Raw genomic sequence first — 19,546 nt, 5'->3', positions numbered from 1 at the left:
GTATGGTCATGGCAAAAGCACGCGCGATGGACGGACCGCATCAGTCGTTTCGCAAGGCGGACATCCAGCGCCGCGAGCTCGACAAGCACGATGTATTACTGGAGATCCACTATGCCGGCATCTGTCACTCTGACATTCATACGGCACACGGCGATTGGGGCGAGGCCCACTACCCGCTCGTTCCCGGTCATGAAATCGCCGGCATCGTCAAAGAAGTCGGCTCTGACGTCACAAAGTTCCAACCGGGTGACCGCGCCGGCGTCGGCTGCATGGTCGAATCATGCGGATCGTGCGAGAACTGTGAAGCAGGGGAAGAGCAGTACTGCTTAAAAGGCAATACGCTAACCTATGACGGCGTTGATAAATACGGGGAGCCAACGCAGGGCGGCTACTCGACGCACATCGTCGTGACAGAGGATTTCGTCCTCCACATTCCGGAAAACCTGCCGCTCGATGCTGCTGCGCCACTTCTCTGTGCGGGCATCACGACCTTTTCTCCGCTGAACCGCTGGCAGGCCGGACCAGGCAAAAAAGTAGCCGTCGTCGGACTCGGCGGGCTCGGGCACATGGCCGTCAAAATCGCGCATGCGATGGGCGCCGATGTAACAGTGCTCTCTCAGACGCTGAACAAGCAGGATGACGGACTCCGCTTTGGTGCAAGCGCCTATTATGCAACGAAGGATGAAGAGACGTTTAATACACTCGCCGGACAGTTTGATCTGATCATCAACACCGTGAGCGCGAAAATCAACATCAACGACTACCTCTCCCTGCTCCGCCTGGACGAAACGCTCGTCAACGTCGGTGCTCCGGCAGAGCCGCTTGATGTGCACGTCTTTTCCCTGATTCCGCAGCGCCGCTCCTTTGCCGGCTCGCTGATCGGCGGCATCCGTGAAACGCAGGAAATGCTCGACTTCTGCGCCAAGCACGAGATCATGCCGGAAATCGAAGTCATCTCCGCAGACGACATCGACGACGCTTACGAACGCGTCCAGAAATCAGACGTCAAATATCGCTTTGTCATTGATACTAGCACGCTTTAATTGATAAAAAAGGAGCCCTCTGCGAGAAAATGCAGAGGGCTTACTTAGCGTATGGAGCTGACAAAGGGACCGGACGTCCTCTTTCTCATGGCTCCTGTATACAAAGAGCCTCGTTAATCCTTCTTCTTTCGCAGGCCGTACATGAGAACAGCAACCAGCACTGCAGCAATGATGATGAACATGACAGGTTCCATCTTCCTGCTCCTTTCCCACATTGCGTTCGTACATTCAGCATAGCCCCCTGGCAGAAAAACAGCTATATGACCATCGTCTTATCTTTTTACTTCCCTCTTCATGGAAAATTTGCACGTGCTACACTACAGGTAACCGACCTTTATTGGAGGTGGAACGATGCTTTGGAAAACAGTACTGCTGTTCGTTATCGGCGTTCCGTTTCTGACTGCCATGAGTCAGTGGACGGGCGGATCGTATACGCTGATCGACAGCATCGCAGTATTAAGTTTCGTCGTCCTGTTCACGTTTGCTGGGCGCTATTTGACGAAACCGCGTCAAAAGCAGACGGAAGGCTGATACGCTGGCTCATCGTAGCACTGCCGCTGTTAGTCGTGCTATAGTAATGATGTTCCATGTATCAGACAACTGCATAAGTATGTGATTCAGGTGCAGCGAGGCGTTCTGCTTTGCTGCTTAAAAGGGAAATCGGTGAAGAGTCCGATGCTGTCCCGCAACTGTATTCGTGAGCGACCCGGAGTTGCCACTGTTTCTGCTGAGAGCGGAGATGGGAAGGAGCCGGGAAGCGATGAGCGTAAGCCAGGAGACCTGCCTGTTTCAACAGACATTCGTACCTACGAGGATAGGAGATGTTAAGTGTGAGTATACCGTATGGACCCGTGCGCCTTGCTGCGCCGCTCCAGCGCTTAGTTAAGCGTGCGCTCTTCTTAACAGCTTCCTCAAGGGAGTTGTTTTTTTATTGTGATGACAAGGAGGGCACGTATGAACGAGCGAATCGAACACTATGAGGAGCAGCTGACGTCATTTTTCATGTATCAAACGCTTTACCTGGAAAACACCGCCTCCCTGCGAGAACACGTCGAGCATCTGCAGCAGGAGCTGGATGCGTCCGAAAAGCAGCATTTGGAGGCTGCCTATCAACTCGTGCTGCAGCACATCGCCGGAAGCAGGCAGACGACATGACCGGGCTGAAGCAGCGAAACACGACCAGACAGGAAATTCTGACTGCCGCTCACGAGGCGTTTGTTGAAAAGGGCTATGCGGCGGCTTCGATGGACGACATCCGCATGCTGGCAGACGTCAGCAAAGGCACGCTGTATTACCACTTTACAAGCAAAGAGGCGCTGTTCCTTGCCTGCGTGAAAACAACTACGCGTGATATGTATGAAGATTGGCTGGCCCTGTCTCACGAGGCCGAGCACGCGACCGACAAGCTGTATCTGCTCGGTGACTATTACAAAACGCACGCACACCGTTCCCTTTCGAACGTGATCCCGGAGTACCTCGCAGCGGCCTCTGCAAAAGAGAGCGTGTTTACGCTGATCCGCCCGGAGTATATGATGTTTGAGAGCGTTCTCCGCGAGGGCATCCAGCGCGGCGAGTTCCGGCAGTCGCTGCCGATAGAAAGCATCATTCTCGCCCTGCACGCTTCCTTTACTGCACTCGGAAGCACACAAAAAAACAGGGAAACCTGCATGCATCGCGAGATTATCACGTCGATGGTGCACGGGATCAAGTAAAAAAAGAGCAGCCTTTCCGATTGGGAAGGCTGCATTCTCACAATTCAGCTTACCGCTTCTGCACCGGGCGCGAGAAGTTGACATCATACCGACTTATATACGTAACGTTTTATCCGTAGATATCTTTTCGGTGCCCTATTTCCAATACTAAAATGACTATTTTCTTGTCCTGGACCTCTGCAATTAATCGATAATCCCCTACGCGGTAACGCCACGCTCCTGATCGATCACCTGTTAACCCCTTTCCTTTGGATCTTGGATCGGTTGTATGGTGAAGGTTCTTTTTGATCCATGCCATGATGAAACGTGATTGAGAAGCATCCATTTTTTTTAATGCTTTTCTTGCTCGTTTCTCAAATCGGACTTCATATTTCTTTTTTTCATCTGTCATGTTTCGCCATCATTCAATTCATCCAGCATTTCTTCAAATGATATATCATGAGGCTCTGATTCATGTTCCGCTTTTGCTTCGTTAAACAATCGAAGATCAATTTCATTTTCAATTTGTTCGAATACAGCGGAACGAACCAAGTCTGATAACGATAAATTTTTGTTTTTGGCGTACTCCCTGATGACTTTTTCTTCCTCTTTACTCACACGCAAAGACAATGCAGCCATTTTTCATCGCCTCCCTTTCTGTTTGTAATACATTGTAATACAAATCATGTTATTCGTCAATCCGCTCATTCTAAAAGCGAAATCAATACGAGGAACCAAGCGGACTCTGTTCTATTGCAACCCGTTTACCGTGAACCTGCACAAAAAACCAGCTGCATGTAACAGCTGGTTTTTCTCTATTTCGTTGATAGATACCCTTTCTGGGTGACCCGGTGCCACGAGCCTAGCGTTGTGATGTCTTCTGCGCCCTTTGCAGCGTATGCTTCGCAAAGAAATCCGGGAGCTGTCGATTCGTCGTTTAAGGTGATGCTGCCGATGCCGAGCGGTGCCGGAATGTGAGCGAGCAGCTCCCCGAACCGGTCAACGGGCAGTCGCCAGCGCTCGGCCTCAATTGCCGAGCCGTTTTGTTCACTGCGGATGAGTCCCGGCTTTGCGGGCTCTGTCGGAAGCTTATACAGCTGATAGGCCGGTGCGGTCGTCACTTCTTCGACGAACGTGCCGCCGAGCTCTTCCAGCTGCGAGGCAAGCGGGTAGCCGCGCATGTGCAGCCCGCAGACGATGAGGTCCATCGTGTCCGCTTTGGCATTTTCCCACGCTTGACCGACTGCAAACAGGAGCCCCTCCTCTTCCGCTGTCGCAAAAAAGGTGACGCCGAACGGAACGTCGGCGGCCGCTTCTCCTGCCGGAAGCGCAATCGCGCTTAAGTCGAGCAGGTTGCAGTGATTCGTGTACGCACCCATCTGCGAATTGGTGCTGATCGGATTTTGACGCACCTCGTCCCGGCTCCACGTTCCGCCAGCCGTCGGCAGCATGAGCACGGACTTGCTGAGTGCCTGCTTCGTTTTCGCCTTCTCCTTTTCCGTCCGGTGCTGTGCCTGAAACAGGGAAGCGGCGCTGTGCTTTTCGTCTTCACCGGTGCGGAGAACGGCTTCTGTCACCTCGTGCACCGCTCCCGGATGCTGCTCGGTAAACGCACCGAGCGCCGCCCATCGCTCCGCAACAAACGGACCGCTGTACAGCTCTTCTGCGACGGCTTCCATACCGGACGTATCGAGCGTTTCAACCGGTATCCCGAGCGTTTCCGCCTGCTTCAGCGCACGCTCCCACGCCTTTCGGTAGGCGTCTGCATACGGTCCGAAAAAACTCGGCGCTTCTTCCGGCACAAAAATCCGCTCCGGCTTCTTGACAGCAGGGTCGGCAAGCGGCCGGCTCCAGGCGTGTTCCGGATCGTAGCGGCGCACGACGTGATCAATCCGCGTCACATCCTCCATTGTGCGGGCAAAGGCCGTCACACAGTCGAGGCTTTCACACGCCGGCACCACGCCTCGTGTCGACCAGGCGCCAAGCGACGCTTTCCAGCCGTACAGTCCGTTAAGCGCAGCCGGAATGCGGCCGGAGCCTGCGGTATCGGTGCCGAGTGCAAACGGCACCTGTCCGCTTGCAACAGCTGCGGCCGACCCGGAGCTTGACCCGCCGCTGATCAACTCCGGCTTCAGGGTGTTATGCGTTTCCCCGTAAGGACTGCGCGTACCGACGAGACCGGTCGCAAATTGATCCAGGTTCGTTTTGCCGACGGGAATCGCGCCAGCCCGGATCAGATCGGCGACAACCGGTGCGTGCTCGGCCGGGGTGTAAGCGTAGGCCGGCGCCCCCGCTGTCGTCGGCATACCTCCTACATCAATGTTATCTTTTACCGCAAACGGGATGCCCCAGAGCGGTGCCTCTTCCGGGTTCAGCTCGTGAAGCGCGTCAAGATACGGCTGCAGCGCCTCCATCTTTGGAGGATCAATCCAAATGTTGCCCGGATCGTCCGCCGCTGCCTGCACGAGCTCGTCGATCACCTCTTCCGGTGTGCGAGTTCCTTCTATATACTGTGCACGTAATACTGCAATCGTATGTGCCGTCATGGTACGGGCACCTCCTCTTTTGCTACCGCTCCGATTAACTGCCCCGGCTGCACTTCATCTCCAGGCTTTACTTCCAATTGGACGATCGTTCCTGCCGCTGGGGCGTATACCGGAAATTCCATCTTCATGCTTTCCTGAATCGCAATCACGTCACCTTCAGCCACAACGTCGCCGGCAGCGACTTCCACCTTCCAGATGCTGCCCGGCATCGAGCTGCGCACGGCTTCTGCGCCGTCCGGTATCGTGTTCTCTGGCTTTTCTTCTGTCTCCGGCTGTTCCGAGACGTACTCGGCAATGCCCTGCTTCTTCCAGCTCATCCGCTCTGCCTGAAACGCGTCGTTTCGATGCTGTTTAAAGGAAGCAATGCCTTCTTCGTGTGCGTCGACGAAGGCAAGGTAGTCTTTTAAGGCAAAGCTCGTCGCTTCAATCTCCACGTCCATGCGGCCTCGTGGAAAATCCTCGCGCATCTGCATCAGGTCGTCGGAGCTTACCGGATAAAATTCAATCTGATCAAAAAAGCGAAGCAGCCACGGTTTGCCGTCGCGGAAGCTGTCCGTCTGTCGGTAGCGGTTCCACATCTGCACGGTGCGCCCGACAAACTGATAGCCGCCGGGTCCTTCCATGCCGTAAATGCAGAGGTACGATCCCCCGATACCGACGGCGTTTTCCGGCGTCCACGTCCGGGCCGGGTTGTACTTTGTTGTCACAAGCCGCTGACGCGGATCGACCGGCACGGCTACCGGTGCGCCGAGGTAAACGTCTCCAAGCCCCATGACGAGATACTTCGCGTCGAAGACGATGTTTTTCACGTCTTCAATGGAATCCAGTCCGTTTATGCGGCGGATAAATTCCAGGTTATCCGGGCACCACGGGGCATCCGGACGTACGTTTTTCGCGTAGCGCTCGGTCGCAAGCTGCGTCTGCGGGTCGTCCCACGAGAGCGGCAGGCGAACGATCCGTGATTGAATCTGAATGTCTTCAAGCGGCGGGAGCGAATGATCCAGCTCCTGCAGCCAGGCGGCTGTTTCCTTAACAGACGTCTGAAGCGGATCGATCCCGATCTGCAGCGAACGAATGCCCGGGGTGAGCTCCACGACAGCAGATGAAGCTTCGTTTTCAACGGCCTGCATGAGGGCATGCGCCTGAAAGCGGAGCTTCAGATCTAGCTCCATGTCGCCGTATTCGACGAGCAGGTAGCGGTCGCCGCTGGCCCGGATCGTCATCGGAAAACGACGTCCGTCGGTTTCCTGTACGAGCAGCGGATAGTCCGGCTTGAGCGCTTCCGTCGACGGTTCCAGCATTGGCATGGACACTCGCTCCGGAAGCGCCTGAAGAAAAGCTTCCTGATCGAGACGGAGCTGCTCTGCCTCTTCCAGCGTCATGAGCTGAAAGCGGACCTTGTCTCCCGGTGCTAGCTGCCCTAGCTTCCAGAACTCTGCCGATGCGGTCGTCACCGGGCAGACGAAACCGCCGAGGCTTGGCCCGTCCGGCCCGAGCAGAATCGGCATGTCACCGGTCAAATCCAGCGTGCCGACGGCGTAGGCGTTGTCGTGGATATTCGATGGATGCAGTCCGGCTTCGCCGCCGTCATCCCGTGCCCAGAGCGGAGCGGGTCCCATAAGACGGACGCCGGTGCGCGAGCTGTTAAAGTGTACTTCGTATTCCGTTTCCTCCAGCTGCTTCAAGTACGCCGGCTCTAAAAATTCTGCTGTGCAGTGCGGTCCGGGAATGACGCCGATCGTCCACGTCTTTGTCGTCTGCGGCTGCGCTGTCTCGGCGAGCGGCGCCTTCTTTTCAATAGAAGGAGCTGCGAGTCCGATGACGTCACCGGTACGAAGCGCCCGGCCGCTGTGACCGCCGAACTGGCCAAGCGTGAAGGTCGAAGCGCTTCCGAGCGTTTTCGGAACGTCAAAGCCGCCTGTAACGAGTAGATACGTACGCATGCCGGATGCGCTTTTTTTCAGTTTTAACATGCTCCCGGCTTTGGCGCTAAACGGGGTATACGGGGCTACATTTTCCCCGTCCAGCTCCGCCTGCATATCAGCCCCGGTCACGACAGCGGTGACGTCGGTACGGAAGCGGTACGTGCCGCCTTCAAGCGTCATTTCCATACCCGGTGCCTCATCGGTATTGCCGAGCAGCGCATTGCCGATCCGAAAAGCGAGCGGATCCATCGCACCGGACGGAGGGACGCCGACTCCCCAGTAGCCGGTACGGCCCGGGTAATCCTGAATCGTCGTCTGCACGCCGCCGTCGATGACTTCAAGTGCCGGCTCCTCGTGCTCTACCGTATCGAGCAGCTTCGTAAAAACGCTTCCGGCCGTAAACCGCTCATCTTGCAGCACGTGGCGGATATAGGCAATGTTTGTCGTAATCCCGTAGATTTTCGTTTCCGAAAGCGCCTCGTCCAGCTTTTCCAGCGCTTCGTCGCGGCTCTTGCCGGTCACGATAACTTTCGCGAGCATCGGGTCATACAGCGTCGTCACCTCCACACCGTCTGTGAGCCACGTCTCATTACGCGAGCGCTTGGAAAAGACAACGCGGTCCACAAGCCCCGCACTCGGACGGAAATCGTGCTGGCAGTCTTCTGCATACACGCGCGCCTGAATGCTGTGACCGGACGGCTCTGGACGACGGTTTTTCAGGTTTGTCAGCGTGCCGGCTGCTTCTTCAATCATCCACTGCACGAGATCGACGCCGAAAATTTCTTCCGTGACGCCGTGCTCCACCTGCAGCCGCGTGTTCATCTCCAAAAAGTAAAACTGCCCGCGGCTGTCGTCATATAAAAATTCGACTGTCCCTGCAGAACGGTAGCCTGCTGTGCGGGCGAGCGTTTCTGCGCTCTCCAGCATCCGGGCGCGCACGTCTTCTGACAGTCCCGGCGCCGGCGTTTCCTCAATCACCTTCTGGTTGCGGCGCTGCGTCGAGCAGTCCCGCTCCAAAAGTGAAATCGTCTCCGATTTTGTCCCGAAGATCTGTACTTCAATGTGGCGGGCCTTTTCAATGTAGGCTTCTAAAAACATGCCGCCGTCGGAAAAGTTGCTTTCCGCCAGGTGCAGCACGCTGTCGTACGCGTCCAAGAGCTCCTGCTCGCTGTAGCAGACGCGCATGCCGATGCCGCCTCCGCCGGCGGTACTTTTCAGCATGAGCGGATAGCCGACCTCTTTCGCAAGCCGCACTGCCTCCTCTTTACTCTGAAGCAGATCGGTGCCTTCCAGCAGCGGGACGTCCGCTTTAGCGGCGAGCTCCCGCGCCGAATGCTTTTTGCCGAAGAGGTTCATGTGCTCTGGATCAGGGCCGATAAAGACAATCCCTTCCTGTCGACACCGTTCGGCGAAGCCCGCATGTTCACTGAGAAAGCCGTACCCCGGGTGAATCGCTTCTGCGCCGGTCTCCTTCGCCGCGTTGATCACGGCATCCTGGTTTAAATACGTTTCCTGCGCCGTCCCCTTTCCGAGAAAGACCGCTTCGTCTGCACCGCTCACGTGCAGGCTGTCTTCATCTGCCTGGGCATAAACGGCGACGGATCCGATCTGCATGTTTTTCAGCGTTCTTTCAATTCGGCACGCAATCGCACCGCGGTTGGCAATGAGTACTTTCTGAAACATAGTCGAGCTCCTTCCGAATGATGGTTTAGGCGTCCCAGACGAGCAGTCTGAGCACGGTTGGATTATAGCCGCTGCATGGGTTGTTCAGCTGCGGGCAGTTGCTGATGAGAACGGTGACCTCTTCCAATGCTTTCATCTCCACGTATTTTCCCGGTCCGCTTAAGCCGTCTGCAAAAGCGAGGCCGCCTTCCGGACTGACCGGCACGTTCATAAAGAAGTTAATGTTCGGTGCCAGGTCCCGCTTCGTGTAGTCGCCGCGCTTGCTGAGCTCGTACATGAAGGTATCGCGGCAGTTGTGCATGTCGAGCCGGTCGTGATCGTAGCGGACGGTGTTGCTCTGCGCTGAGCAGGCTCCGCCGAGCGTGTCGTGGCGCCCGACCGTGTCATCGACGATTTCCAGCAGGCTGCGTCCTACTTCGGACTTCAGCACGCTTCCCGTCGATAAATAAACGTTTTCCTGGGAGGCAATCGTCTGGATCGCACTGTAGCGGTCGTCCGGCTGATTCGTCGGATAAAAGAGCGTGTCCGCTGCCTGGTTGCCTTCCACATCCACGATGCGGAAATACTGACCCGGTTTCAGGTCGTGCATCCAGCCTTCCCCTGCCGGGAGATCATACTGATAAACGGCATCGGCTTCTCGTCGAATCGTGTGGGTTGTCATGCGAGTACCTCCTTGTTTTTTCGCTGCAGCTCGTGATAGGCTGCGGTGTTTTCCCTTGCGCGCTTGTTTTCGCCGAGCGGCTCCGGCTTTTCTGACGCCGGCGCATCGGCGACGGTCAGCGTCACCGGCTGGGACGGATAGGTTTCTGCCGGATCAAACGGGTGCGGCGTATTGGAAAGAATGAGAATCACGTCCATTTCCGTAACGAAGGTCACCTCGTCGCCTGTCCGGCTGTGGCCGGGAACGAACTGCATCTTCCCATCTTCCTGCACCTGCACTTTGGAAAAGAAGTTGATGTTTGGAACCAGATCCCGTGCCGTCAATCCGTGACGGAACAGCTCGACCTGCAGGTTTTCCTCGCCGCAGCGAAGCCAGTCGTTTAAGTGATCCTGGTAGGACGTCGTGCCGTAGTGCGTATTGACCGCTTCTCTTGTCGAGTAGCCGCCGATCGGATCGTGCCATCCGACGGAGTCATGCGTCAGCACCGCCATCGTGCGGCCGTTGTCGCTCATGAGCTGGTGTTCCGCTGTCAGGTGGGACGTGTGCTGTGCCTTTAACGTATCCGGCATGTTGTAGCGCTCCGCAAACGGATGAGCTGCCGCGTATAGCAGGGCGCTTACGTTGGCGCCGTCTCCTTCTGCACGGAGCGTCACCTGTTTTCCGGCTGCGATCTTCTCGGACCATTTGGCTCCTGGACTCAGCGTATGTTCATACATCGACTATCTCTCCTTTAAAAAAATATAAAAAAGCCCGGAAGATCAGCAATGTGACCTCCCGGGCTTTTATCCCTCCGTGTATGCAGAAACGAATCTGCACGCTTTCTCTCGGACCTGCCCCGCTGACGCATCAGCGGCGGAACCCTAGAAAGCTATTTTGATCTCTCCCCGTTGTCAATCGGCGTAGTGTGAGTGAGAAAAGACCAGTATGCGATTGGCTATGAGTCGTAGTGTACCGTGCTGCTCCGGGCGTATCTACAACCTTGTCAGAAAATGCGACAAGGTTTCTGACTATTCTGACCTTCCTTTTTTTCCTCAACCACCGTTTTTCAGAGCAACTGTGCGCCACCACCTATATTTTTACAAATAAAGTCCGTTTTGTTTGATCATGCTGCTAGCGCGCTTCTGACGCAGGTTCAGCGTGCTTTTTTGCGCGCTGGAAATCGAAAAACGTTGTCAGGTTTCGTGACGAACTTGTTGTTTTTTGTCGGTTTCCTCCCTAACAATGGGCAACGTAGCTCGAAACAGAAAATTCTGATTTTACCATTTTGAGGAGGAGACAAACGTGGCATCGACGAATGAACCCGGTTTGAAGCGAACGTTAACATTATGGCAGGTGGTGTTTCTGGGGATGGCCTGGAATACACCGATGATCTATTTTTCCGTATACGGAGTGGCAGTGGAGGGATCGAGCGGCTATTTAACGCCGGCCTACACGCTTGCCGTGCTTGCAGTGCTCTTAACCGGAGCAAGCTATGCGGTGATGGCAAAGAAAATACCGATTTCCGGATCGGCCTACACCTTCGCGAAGAAGGCCATTCACCCAAACGTCGGCTTTCTCGTCGGCTGGGTGCTGCTGCTGAACTACTTGTTTGCCCCGATCATCGCAGCCATCACGTTCGGTATCTTTCTCGGCGCCCAGTTTCCGGCCGTTCCGACGATCGCATGGGTGGCACTGCTCGTCGGTGCACTCGCCTTCATTGCGATCATGGGCATCCGCTCCTCGGCGAACGTGAGCCGCGTCATCGTACTCTCGCAGCTTGTCTTTCTAGTCGCGTTTATTGGCATTCTTATCGTACAGCTGACGCAGGGCACCGGTTCCGGCACGCTGCTTTCCGCAGCCCCGTTTCTGAGTCCGGAGCTGACGATTCCGATGGCTGTTGCCGGCGCGTCGGTTGTCGTGTTCTCGTTCCTCGGCTTTGATACAATGACGACCTTATCGGAAGAAACGATCGATTCCAAAAGGACGATCCCTCGTGCGATTTTTATCATGATCGGCATCGTCGGGACGACGCACGTCGGCATTTCCTACTTCGGACATCTCGCCTATCCGGCCTTCACGTTTGCGAATCCGGATTCGGCAGCGATGGAGCTGATGATGGTCGTTGGCGGCTCAGCACTCTCCGCCGTATTCATCACCGTGCTGATCGCAGCAATCTTTGCCCAGGGACTCGCCTCTGTCACAGCCGCCTCCCGCCTGCTGTTTGTCATGGGCCGGGATGAAATTCTGCCGAAGCAGATTTTTGCTAAGCTGCACCCGAAGCGGAAAACACCGGTAAACAACATTCTTATTATTTCTGTATTATCTTTTGGCGCTCTGTTTATCCCGCTCGATACCGCCATGCTGTTCGTCAACTTCGGCGCTCTGACGACGTTTTTATTCGTCAATATTTCCGTGATCAACCTGTATTTGAAGGAGAAAACATCGTACAACAACAGCTTTAAATATCAGCTCGCTAATCTCTATGTACCGCTTGGCGGAGCAGCGTTTATGCTGCTGCTCATCATGATGATCGAGCCATCGGCCGTTCTGGTCGGTCTCATCTGGACCGCAGTCGGCGTCGGCTATCTGCTCTACATGACCAACGTCTTCTCCAAGCCGCTCCCGCAGATCAGCCGAAAAGCACAGCCCGAGTAGAAAATGCTATACGACGATAACACCCCCTCACTGCAGGAAAGCAGGAAGGGGGTGTTTTTTGCAAGTTTCTTTGGATTTCGGAAACGCTCTTTATTCCAGATAGGACTGCACTTGTTCCTCAAAATCATCTGGATCATGGGACTCCAGAATAACCTCCTCATGATCGAACAAGAAAAATGCCGGCAGCTCCTCGTAATCGAGTCCTGGATAATCAAGGTTATCCGGATCTGGATCACGATTGGCTCGAAACACGCGAATCGCTGTCTCTTCTTCATACACTTCAGCTTCAACAAAATCAACTGCCTCCGGTTCCCCGATCGCAAAGACGGCGTACTCCCCTTCACTGTCCGCCAGCAGCTCCTGATAGACCAAGTTCCCCTGATCAGAAGAACAAGCACCCAGCACCAACAGTAAGCTTAAACCTGCTATGAATCGCACAAAACCCATTTACAGAAACACCTCTCCATTTTTGTTGTCAATCTCTTCCTGTCCCTTCCTTCTTCTAGCCTGAAGCTAGTATTCCTTCAAGGGTTTCGTTTGATGGGGTATGCCTATTGATCAAGTGACCTCTAAGGAAACAGCCGAATATTCTTTACGTTTTGCATGCTTTTTTGTGTTTTCCACAGCTCATATTCAGGCTCTAATATGTATGTCAAAATATTTTCAATGCTTAACCGTATAGATACTTCAGTTGAATTTAAGCTTAAATAACGTATAGAAAGTTTTCCTTGATTCTCTGTTTGTTTAAAGAACTCAGCTCTCCCATCTTTTCTTACGTAAATTTTAGCAAGGTGTCTTAACAATCGTTTTCCAATGTCTTTGCTTTCTCCTATATATAACACTCTCTCATCTTTCAAAATAACGTAAATCCCGCTTTTCTTTGGCTGCAGTTCATGTAAAATTCGTTTTTTTAGCTCCATATATTCGTTTAGAGGTGATGTTGAAAACAGCACTATGTATACTTCGACCCAATTCTTATTACTAGTGGGCAATAATCCCGTTTCATCAGCAAATGCTTTAACTTGGTCCCAATTATTCATCATGAACCTCCCTCTGAGTATCATGTATTTAAAACGATTAATCATGATTGTTTCTCTAGTACTTATTAAAGTATATGATATGATTAGATAAATTGTAATATTTTTGAAACAAAAACTTACATAAGAAGTGTCTTTGAATATGACATTATGTGTTCTTTTACTATAATATGTCACTCTGGTTCACTTTAAGATTTTATCATATGTAATTAACACTTATGAGGGGGATAGAAATGATGGAAGCTCAAGAGAAAAAAACAAAAAAGCCGTTTTTTAAGCGTTGGTGGTTTATTTCGTTAGTCTCAGTCGTCATCCTAAGTATGATCATCTCAGAAGATGAGGATGAGTTATGTAAGTGAGGAAGGAGAAGCTGCCGCTGAAGAATATAACAACGAGGTTGAGACTGATCGAGATGAAGCAACTGCAAACCATAACGAGAACAATGAAGAGTTAGAGCCTCTGAATCAGCAAGAAGCAACCAACGCTGTATTAGGAGATGACTTAATTAATTATGAAGAAGATGATACGGTTACTATAGAAGTAGAAATGAGTTATTTATTTCGTTATGAAAGCACAAAAGAAAAGTTAGAAGAAGACTTAATTGAACTTATTTCATCCTATCAGGAACTAGAAGCCGTTCTGGATACAAATTTCATTATCATGAATGAAGCAGAGCATATTCTTACGTATTCTTTCTCCACTTCCACCATAGACGAATTGAATACAGAATCTTTAGAAGCAGGTTCGCTATCAAAGGCTGCTGACGAATTCTGGAGTCTCCAGGAAGAAAATGCTGCTCTAGAAAGAGAGAAGGAAGTATTAGAATTCGAAGGTGAAACAGAGGTCGAGGTGCATAACGATGAGATAGTAGTAACTGTCACTTCTAATGTGCCGGATGGAGGGATTTTTGAAGTAGCCATTTTGGACAATGAATTAAATGTAGAAAGTTCCTTTGTCGCAATTGAGAATGGCGTCATTGAAGAACGCTTTTCTACAGAAAATTTTCACACTGGATATCTGTCTACATTAGTCCAGTTTCGCTTCAATTTAGATGACGAACCACAGCCTGAACATATTCTTGATCGCTATGGGGAAACAGGTGAAAACATGTCTGGCTCTCTCGCTCATGAGAACAATCTTGGCGGATATAACGGAGTAGTGGAACATAATCAATTTGCTTTTCCTGATGAAGAAGCCGTTGCCGAAAAATCGGCTGAGCTTCTGAATGAATCGATCACCGAGTTAATTGAGATTACCGAGGGAATAGTCGTAGACGTTGAACTTATTGGAGACGAAAGAGAGGTGGCGTATGTTATCGTCAGTGACGATTGGTATTACAGTCCAGATTATGAAAAAGAGCGGTTTGCAGAACAAATAGGAAGCACCGTAGAGAATATGATTTTAAATGCCTACCCAGAGCAACGATCTGTAGGAGTTTACTTCAAAGACGAATATGGCGCAGATTTAGCCTCTCCTAAAATGTTCGGAGGTTATGATATTAAGAATTAAGTCGAGCCTCTATAAATTTAACTATTTCATATGCATTCCATTCCAACAGTTATCACGTTTCTACTCTTCATTAACTAATCAAACAACGCGCAGTGTCTCTTCCTTTCTTGAAATTCACAAGAAACCGAATAAAGGCTCTGCGCGTTTTTTATACCGTACGATGTAAGCACCTCAACACCTACTACCAAACTACAAAAAACCCTCTGCCGGGTTGGTAGCAGAGGGTTTTGACGAGTTGGGCGCCGTCCACAGGCGCCCAGCCGCTGTTGATTGAAATTATCGCTTCGAGAACTGAGGTGCACGACGTGCTGCTTTAAGACCGTATTTCTTACGCTCTTTCATTCGTGCATCACGAGTCAGGTAGCCAGCTTTCTTCAGAGCCGGACGGAATTCCGGATCTGCTTGAAGCAGTGCGCGTGCAACACCGTGACGGATTGCACCGGCCTGGCCTGTGTAGCCGCCGCCGTTTACAGTCACGTGAATGTCGTACGTGCCTTCTGTTTGAGTTTCAGCCAGTGGCTGCTTTACGATTACTTTGAGTGTTTCGAGGTCGAAGTAGTCATCGATGCTGCGCTTGTTGATCACGATCGTACCATCACCTGGTACGAGACGCACGCGGGCAACGGAGTTTTTACGACGACCTGTTCCATTGTATTGAACTTGTGCCAAGAAAATTCCCTCCCTTTAAATTATCCGCGTAGCTCGTACGCTTCTGGTTGTTGTGCTGCGTGTGGGTGCTCGCTTCCAGCATACACGTGCAGTTTCTTTCCTGTCTGACGGCCGAGCGGGCCTTTTGGAAGCATTCCTTTGATGGAAAGCTCAAGCAGACGCTCCGGCTTGTTCGCACGCATGTCGCCTGCAGAAGTCGCCTTCAGGGAACCTGGGTAACGGCTGTGACGGTAGTAGTACTTGTCCTGCAGCTTGTTACCTGTCAGGTGGATCTTGTCAGCATTGATGATGATGACATTGTCACCAGTATCGATGTGCGGGGTGAATGTTGGCTTGTGCTTCCCGCGGAGCAGGCTTGCAACCTCAGAAGACAGACGACCGAGCGTCTGGCCTTCTGCGTCAACAACCAGCCATTTGCGTTCTACTTCAGTTGGCTTCGCCATATATGTTGTACGCATGATTAATTTCCCTCCTAAATGTGACTCATTCCAAAAAACAACTTACGATCTAATCGATTCCGTACCCGGGGCAAGTGGGCATAAGAATACCGTTAACCATCATATAATAGATGATCCGTCCTGTCAATACGAAAAAACACACGGCCGAGTTGTTTTTCCATCTTTTTTTTACTGCGGGCGGATTTTTGCTGCGAGACGTGCCTGCAGCGCCTCTTCCGAATAGTCGACGCCGGCTAAATAAAGGCCGTGGCCGGGGGCTGTTTTCGCAGCAAGCGTGCGGTCCTCTGCCTCAAGCAGCTCCGGAAGGGACTCCGGCTCGCGGCTGCCGTACCCGATGTCTAACAGCGTGCCGGTCATGACGCGCACCATCTGGTACAAAAAGCCGCTCCCGATAAAGCGCAGCACCCACTCCTCGCCTTCCCGGATCACATCGATCGCGTACATCGTTCTTACTTTGTCCTCGACGTCCGTGCGGGGCGAGGAAAGGCTCGCAAAGTTATGCGTACCGAGCAGATAGGCAGCCGCTTTCCGCATGCGCTCTGCATCCGGCTCGTGCCGCAGCTGGTACACGTAGTGCCTGCGGAAGACGTCCCGCTCCCGGGCTGTCGTGAGCCGGTAGCGGTATTCCTTCGCCACAGCTCCGTAGCGGGCGTGGAACCCTTCAGGAGCCGTCTCAGTGTGTCTCACGTGGATGTCATCCGGCAGCAGGCTGTTCAGTGCCATCGGCCAGCGCTCCTCCGGAATAGCGAGCGGCGTATCGAAGTGAACCGGCTGGCTTAGTGCATGCACGCCGGTGTCCGTTCGCCCCGACGACGTGGACGGCCAGCTGGCTGCTTTATGCAATTTAGCGAGCGCCCGCTCGACCTCTCCCTGGACCGAGCGCGCGTCCGGCTGCTTCTGGTAGCCGCGAAAGCCGCTCCCGTCATAGCTGATCTGCATCACCATACGTTTCATGAACAACGCTCCTTCTTATACAACAGACAGCACGCTCCACACACCGAATCCTGCAAACACGAACAGCACGATCGTATCGCGGTTCCGCCAGGCGAGCTGCCGGAACTTCGTGCGTCCTTCACCGCCCGAATAGCCTCTCGCCTCCATCGCTTCTGCAAGCTCTTCGGCCCGCTGAAACGACTGGACAAACAGCGGCACGAGCACGGGGATAAACGCGTTAAGCCGCTTCCAGATCGAGCCGCTGGAGAACGTGGCGCCCCGGGCGGTCTGTGCCTTTAAAATCTTTTCCGTTTCCGTTAAAAGCGTCGGGATAAAGCGGAGCGCGATCGACATCGTCAGCGCAAGCTCATGCACCGGCACGCGGAAACGGTTGAGCGGATGCATGAGCCGCTCCATCCCGTCGGTCAGATCAACCGGGGTCGTCGTGAGAGTCAGCATCGTCGCGAGCACGATTAATAAAAACAGGCGCGTCGCAATCAGGCTGCCCTCTATAACGCCGCCGCTGTAAATCGTGAGCCAGCCGAGACTGACGAGCACTGTTCCATCCCGCGTCATAAACAGATGCAGGAGGAACGTAAAGACGACGATGAGCAGAATCACGCGGATTCCTTTCCAGAAAAAGCGGAACGGGATCCCGGCGGATAAAAAGGCGGCGACCGTGAGCGCCGCTGCCGTCCCGAGCACGAGCGGGTCGCGTGAGACGAACAGAAAGATCATAAAAATGATGACGGCAATCAGCTTTGCCCGGGGATCAAGCGAATGAACGAACGATTTCCCCGGCACGTACTGGCCGATGATGACGTGCTCAAGCATCCTGTACGCCCCCTTTCAGAAGCGCCAGAATGCGCGAGAACGTCTCTTTCTCATCAAAGGCACTGATATCCATGTTTACCCCGGAAGCCTCTCTCAGCCGGTACAGGAGCCTGACGGTGTCCGGCATTTCCAGCTGGTGGCGCTCTAAAAGCTCTGCATCCGTAAACAGCTCATGCGGCGCTTTCTGCGCGATCGCTTTTCCATCCTCCATGACTGTCACCGTGTCCGCATAGCGGGCGACGGCGTTCATGTCGTGGGAAATCATGACGATGGTCCGCTCCGGCTGTTCCTGCTGCCAGGAACGGAACAGCTCCATCATGCTTTCACGGCCGGCCGGATCGAGTCCTGCCGTCGGCTCATCGAGTAACAGCAGCTCCGGTTCCATTGCGAGCACGCCTGCAATCGCAGCCCGGCGCATCTGTCCCCCGCTCAAATCGAACGGCGAACGAGTGAACAGCTCGGTACTGATGCCGGTGCGTGCAAGTGCTTCCTCCGCAAGACGGCGGGCCTCGTCATTTTTGAAACCGAGATTTTTCGGCCCGTACATGACGTCGTCGATTACCGTTTCATCAAACAGCTGGGCCTCGGGAAACTGAAACACGACGCCTGCTTTGCGGCGAAGACCCGCTATGTGCTTCTGCTTCGTTTCCGGGGTGATCGTCCAGTCGCCGACGTAGACCGTTCCCTCCTGCGGACGGAGCAGGCCGTTTAACAGCTGCAGCAGCGTCGACTTACCCGAACCGGTATGACCGACGCAGGCGTGAAAGGCACCGGAGGCAAATGAGACCGACGTGCCCTGAAGCGCCTTCGCTTCAAACGGGCCACCCGGCATATAGGCATACGAGACGTTCTCTACACGTAGTTGCACAGCGCCCTCACCAGCTCTTCTTCTGACGTAGGGGACCCGGGGTCAAACCCTTCCAGGCGAAGCCGCTCCGCCATCAGCACCGCAAGCGGCAGCACGAGACCCGCCTCTTTTAAGAGATCAGGCTTTTTGAACAGCTCAGCCGGCGGTGCGTCGGCTGTCAGCTGCCCTTCGCGCATGACGAGCATACGGTCCGCTTCCGCGGCTTCCTCCAAGTCGTGCGTGATCATAATGACCGTGATTCCGTCCTCGCGGCAAAGCCTGCGGACGACGTCACGTACGTCACTTCGTCCGGCCGGGTCCAGCATCGACGACGCCTCGTCCAGAATGATCACATCCGGCTTTAACGCCGTGATGCCTGCAAGCGCCACACGCTGCTTCTGCCCGCCGGAAAGGCGGTGCGGCTCGCGGTCCTCGAGTCCGCTTAGCCCGAGCCGCTTAACCGCCGCTTCCACACGCTCCTTCATCTCGTCATACGGAACACCTGCATTTTCGAGACCGAAGGCGATGTCGTCTGCGACCGTCGGGGCGACCAGCTGATTATCCGGCTGCTGAAACACCATCCCCGCGCGGCGGCGGAGCGTCATAATCGTCTCCGGATCCGTCGTAATAAAGCCGCACGTCGTCACCGTGCCATTCCGTGGAAGCAGAAGGCCGTTCAGACAGCGGGCGAGCGTCGACTTGCCGGAACCGTTGTGGCCGGTCACCGCGAGCCATTCACCGGCTGCAGCGGTAAACGACACGTTTTTTACGACGTCTGTCTCCCCATCATAGGAAAACGAGACGTTTTCTACGATTACCCGGCTCATGTCTGCCCGCCCCTTTCACGTGTGGATGAATGATGGATTTCTACTGAAGTGCTAGTCGTAACTTCCGGCCGTTATTCGCAGCGGATTCAGGCGCTGTGCGCAGAGTCCAGTGCTTTATGCGTACCGGGAGTCTCGTTATGCGTATAAAACCGCCGTTTATGCGCAGATAGACGGCTGTTACGCGAAAGCAGGCACTATAACTGAAACGCCGCGTTCTGCCTCAATAGATGTGTTTGCGGGTTCCGGCAC

20 protein-coding genes and 2 riboswitches are annotated in these 19,546 nt (G+C 53.6%); of the genes, 6 read left to right on the top strand and 14 right to left on the bottom strand.

Annotated features, from left to right (window positions below; translation table 11 throughout):
• The first annotated feature begins 2 nt into the window (after nt 1-2).
• The 4 genes from HCN83_RS00430 to HCN83_RS00415 all read left to right on the top strand — a co-directional run bounded on the left by HCN83_RS00430 (nt 3) and on the right by HCN83_RS00415 (nt 2,755).
• Nucleotides 3-1,043 (top strand): NAD(P)-dependent alcohol dehydrogenase, encoded by a 1,041-nt coding sequence (locus HCN83_RS00430; protein WP_168004340.1) that lies wholly within the window; start codon nt 3-5, stop codon nt 1,041-1,043.
• Between the two features lie 351 nt (nt 1,044-1,394).
• Nucleotides 1,395-1,574 (top strand): hypothetical protein, encoded by a 180-nt coding sequence (locus HCN83_RS00425; protein WP_168004339.1) that lies wholly within the window; start codon nt 1,395-1,397, stop codon nt 1,572-1,574.
• Between the two features lie 71 nt (nt 1,575-1,645).
• Nucleotides 1,646-1,845, top strand: a riboswitch (cobalamin riboswitch).
• Nucleotides 1,846-1,997: 152 nt separating this feature from the next.
• Nucleotides 1,998-2,198 carry a hypothetical protein gene (locus HCN83_RS00420; protein ID WP_168004338.1) on the top strand — a complete coding sequence of 67 codons (201 nt, stop codon included), beginning with the start codon at nt 1,998-2,000 and terminating at the stop codon, nt 2,196-2,198.
• On the top strand, nt 2,195-2,755 hold the full coding sequence (locus HCN83_RS00415) for a TetR/AcrR family transcriptional regulator (protein WP_168004337.1): 561 nt from the start codon (nt 2,195-2,197) through the stop codon (nt 2,753-2,755). The genes HCN83_RS00420 and HCN83_RS00415 overlap by 4 nt, the downstream gene beginning before the upstream one ends.
• 109 nt (nt 2,756-2,864) lie before the next feature.
• Here the strand turns inward: HCN83_RS00415 and HCN83_RS00410 are convergent, their stop codons facing one another.
• From HCN83_RS00410 to HCN83_RS00385, 6 genes are all read right to left on the bottom strand, one after another.
• Nucleotides 2,865-3,146 carry a type II toxin-antitoxin system RelE family toxin gene (locus HCN83_RS00410; RefSeq protein ID WP_168004336.1) on the bottom strand — a complete coding sequence of 94 codons (282 nt, stop codon included), beginning with the start codon at nt 3,144-3,146 and terminating at the stop codon, nt 2,865-2,867.
• A complete protein-coding gene (gene relB, locus HCN83_RS00405) occupies nt 3,143-3,373 on the bottom strand; it encodes a type II toxin-antitoxin system RelB family antitoxin (RefSeq protein ID WP_168004335.1) in 231 nt (76 codons plus the stop codon). The genes HCN83_RS00410 and relB overlap by 4 nt, the downstream gene beginning before the upstream one ends.
• A 176-nt stretch (nt 3,374-3,549) precedes the next feature.
• Entirely contained in the window at nt 3,550-5,280 is a 1,731-nt protein-coding gene (locus tag HCN83_RS00400) for an allophanate hydrolase (RefSeq protein ID WP_168004334.1), read from the bottom strand.
• A complete protein-coding gene (gene uca / locus HCN83_RS00395; protein WP_168004333.1) occupies nt 5,277-8,888 on the bottom strand; it encodes an urea carboxylase in 3,612 nt (1,203 codons plus the stop codon). Before uca ends, HCN83_RS00400 begins: the two co-directional genes overlap by 4 nt.
• Nucleotides 8,889-8,913: 25 nt before the next feature.
• Nucleotides 8,914-9,549 (bottom strand): urea amidolyase associated protein UAAP2, encoded by a 636-nt coding sequence (locus tag HCN83_RS00390; RefSeq protein WP_168004332.1) that lies wholly within the window; start codon nt 9,547-9,549, stop codon nt 8,914-8,916.
• Nucleotides 9,546-10,265 (bottom strand): urea amidolyase associated protein UAAP1, encoded by a 720-nt coding sequence (locus tag HCN83_RS00385; protein WP_168004331.1) that lies wholly within the window; start codon nt 10,263-10,265, stop codon nt 9,546-9,548. The genes HCN83_RS00390 and HCN83_RS00385 overlap by 4 nt, the downstream gene beginning before the upstream one ends.
• Nucleotides 10,266-10,318: 53 nt before the next feature.
• Nucleotides 10,319-10,424, bottom strand: a riboswitch (guanidine-I (ykkC/yxkD leader).
• A 406-nt stretch (nt 10,425-10,830) separates the two neighbouring features.
• Here HCN83_RS00385 and HCN83_RS00380 point away from each other — a divergent pair.
• Complete coding sequence (locus HCN83_RS00380; protein ID WP_168004330.1) at nt 10,831-12,183, top strand: amino acid permease; 1,353 nt, start codon at nt 10,831-10,833, stop codon at nt 12,181-12,183.
• 90 nt (nt 12,184-12,273) lie between these two features.
• On the opposite strand, the gene HCN83_RS00375 is transcribed toward HCN83_RS00380, so the two are convergent.
• Together HCN83_RS00375 and HCN83_RS00370 are read right to left on the bottom strand one after the other, a co-directional pair.
• Nucleotides 12,274-12,630, bottom strand: a complete 357-nt coding sequence (locus HCN83_RS00375) for a hypothetical protein (protein ID WP_168004329.1) — start codon at nt 12,628-12,630, stop codon at nt 12,274-12,276.
• Nucleotides 12,631-12,752: 122 nt separating this feature from the next.
• Nucleotides 12,753-13,223, bottom strand: a complete 471-nt coding sequence (locus HCN83_RS00370; protein WP_168004328.1) for a GIY-YIG nuclease family protein — start codon at nt 13,221-13,223, stop codon at nt 12,753-12,755.
• A 339-nt stretch (nt 13,224-13,562) separates the two neighbouring features.
• On the opposite strand from HCN83_RS00370, the gene HCN83_RS00365 reads away from it, so the two are divergent.
• On the top strand, nt 13,563-14,729 hold the full coding sequence (locus tag HCN83_RS00365; RefSeq protein ID WP_168004327.1) for a hypothetical protein: 1,167 nt from the start codon (nt 13,563-13,565) through the stop codon (nt 14,727-14,729).
• A gap of 276 nt (nt 14,730-15,005) precedes the next feature.
• Here the strand turns inward: HCN83_RS00365 and rpsI are convergent, their stop codons facing one another.
• From rpsI to HCN83_RS00335, 6 genes are all read right to left on the bottom strand, one after another.
• Nucleotides 15,006-15,398 carry a 30S ribosomal protein S9 gene (gene rpsI, locus HCN83_RS00360; RefSeq protein WP_168004326.1) on the bottom strand — a complete coding sequence of 131 codons (393 nt, stop codon included), beginning with the start codon at nt 15,396-15,398 and terminating at the stop codon, nt 15,006-15,008.
• A 20-nt stretch (nt 15,399-15,418) separates the two neighbouring features.
• Nucleotides 15,419-15,856 (bottom strand): 50S ribosomal protein L13, encoded by a 438-nt coding sequence (gene rplM / locus HCN83_RS00355; RefSeq protein WP_168004325.1) that lies wholly within the window; start codon nt 15,854-15,856, stop codon nt 15,419-15,421.
• A gap of 168 nt (nt 15,857-16,024) precedes the next feature.
• A complete protein-coding gene (gene truA, locus HCN83_RS00350) occupies nt 16,025-16,810 on the bottom strand; it encodes a tRNA pseudouridine(38-40) synthase TruA (RefSeq protein ID WP_168004324.1) in 786 nt (261 codons plus the stop codon).
• Nucleotides 16,811-16,825: 15 nt separating this feature from the next.
• Nucleotides 16,826-17,623 carry an energy-coupling factor transporter transmembrane component T family protein gene (locus HCN83_RS00345; RefSeq protein WP_168004323.1) on the bottom strand — a complete coding sequence of 266 codons (798 nt, stop codon included), beginning with the start codon at nt 17,621-17,623 and terminating at the stop codon, nt 16,826-16,828.
• On the bottom strand, nt 17,616-18,491 hold the full coding sequence (locus HCN83_RS00340; protein ID WP_168004322.1) for an energy-coupling factor transporter ATPase: 876 nt from the start codon (nt 18,489-18,491) through the stop codon (nt 17,616-17,618). The genes HCN83_RS00345 and HCN83_RS00340 overlap by 8 nt, the downstream gene beginning before the upstream one ends.
• Nucleotides 18,476-19,297, bottom strand: coding sequence for an energy-coupling factor transporter ATPase (locus HCN83_RS00335; protein ID WP_168004321.1), 822 nt, complete (start codon nt 19,295-19,297; stop codon nt 18,476-18,478). The genes HCN83_RS00340 and HCN83_RS00335 overlap by 16 nt, the downstream gene beginning before the upstream one ends.
• Between the last annotated feature and the right edge of the window lie 249 nt (nt 19,298-19,546).

The organism is Alkalicoccus luteus (assembly GCF_012034335.1).
Taxonomy (GTDB): domain Bacteria; phylum Bacillota; class Bacilli; order Bacillales; family Salisediminibacteriaceae; genus Alkalicoccus; species Alkalicoccus luteus_A.
Note: the sequence above shows the minus strand (reverse complement) of the source record. Positions and strands in the feature narration are given on the sequence as shown.

What these genes read in the sequence shown, in the direction of transcription:
- HCN83_RS00430 (WP_168004340.1), top strand. Translation starts at nt 3, where the DNA reads ATGGTCATGGCAAAAGCACGCGCGATGGACGGACCGCATCAGTCGTTT.
- HCN83_RS00425 (WP_168004339.1), top strand. Translation starts at nt 1,395, where the DNA reads ATGCTTTGGAAAACAGTACTGCTGTTCGTTATCGGCGTTCCGTTTCTG.
- HCN83_RS00420 (WP_168004338.1), top strand. Translation starts at nt 1,998, where the DNA reads ATGAACGAGCGAATCGAACACTATGAGGAGCAGCTGACGTCATTTTTC.
- HCN83_RS00415 (WP_168004337.1), top strand. Translation starts at nt 2,195, where the DNA reads ATGACCGGGCTGAAGCAGCGAAACACGACCAGACAGGAAATTCTGACT.
- HCN83_RS00410 (WP_168004336.1), bottom strand. Translation starts at nt 3,146, where the DNA reads ATGACAGATGAAAAAAAGAAATATGAAGTCCGATTTGAGAAACGAGCA.
- relB (WP_168004335.1), bottom strand. Translation starts at nt 3,373, where the DNA reads ATGGCTGCATTGTCTTTGCGTGTGAGTAAAGAGGAAGAAAAAGTCATC.
- HCN83_RS00400 (WP_168004334.1), bottom strand. Translation starts at nt 5,280, where the DNA reads ATGACGGCACATACGATTGCAGTATTACGTGCACAGTATATAGAAGGA.
- uca (WP_168004333.1), bottom strand. Translation starts at nt 8,888, where the DNA reads ATGTTTCAGAAAGTACTCATTGCCAACCGCGGTGCGATTGCGTGCCGA.
- HCN83_RS00390 (WP_168004332.1), bottom strand. Translation starts at nt 9,549, where the DNA reads ATGACAACCCACACGATTCGACGAGAAGCCGATGCCGTTTATCAGTAT.
- HCN83_RS00385 (WP_168004331.1), bottom strand. Translation starts at nt 10,265, where the DNA reads ATGTATGAACATACGCTGAGTCCAGGAGCCAAATGGTCCGAGAAGATC.
- HCN83_RS00375 (WP_168004329.1), bottom strand. Translation starts at nt 12,630, where the DNA reads ATGGGTTTTGTGCGATTCATAGCAGGTTTAAGCTTACTGTTGGTGCTG.
- HCN83_RS00370 (WP_168004328.1), bottom strand. Translation starts at nt 13,223, where the DNA reads ATGAATAATTGGGACCAAGTTAAAGCATTTGCTGATGAAACGGGATTA.
- HCN83_RS00365 (WP_168004327.1), top strand. Translation starts at nt 13,563, where the DNA reads ATGAGTTATGTAAGTGAGGAAGGAGAAGCTGCCGCTGAAGAATATAAC.
- rplM (WP_168004325.1), bottom strand. Translation starts at nt 15,856, where the DNA reads ATGCGTACAACATATATGGCGAAGCCAACTGAAGTAGAACGCAAATGG.
- truA (WP_168004324.1), bottom strand. Translation starts at nt 16,810, where the DNA reads ATGAAACGTATGGTGATGCAGATCAGCTATGACGGGAGCGGCTTTCGC.
- HCN83_RS00345 (WP_168004323.1), bottom strand. Translation starts at nt 17,623, where the DNA reads ATGCTTGAGCACGTCATCATCGGCCAGTACGTGCCGGGGAAATCGTTC.
- HCN83_RS00335 (WP_168004321.1), bottom strand. Translation starts at nt 19,297, where the DNA reads ATGAGCCGGGTAATCGTAGAAAACGTCTCGTTTTCCTATGATGGGGAG.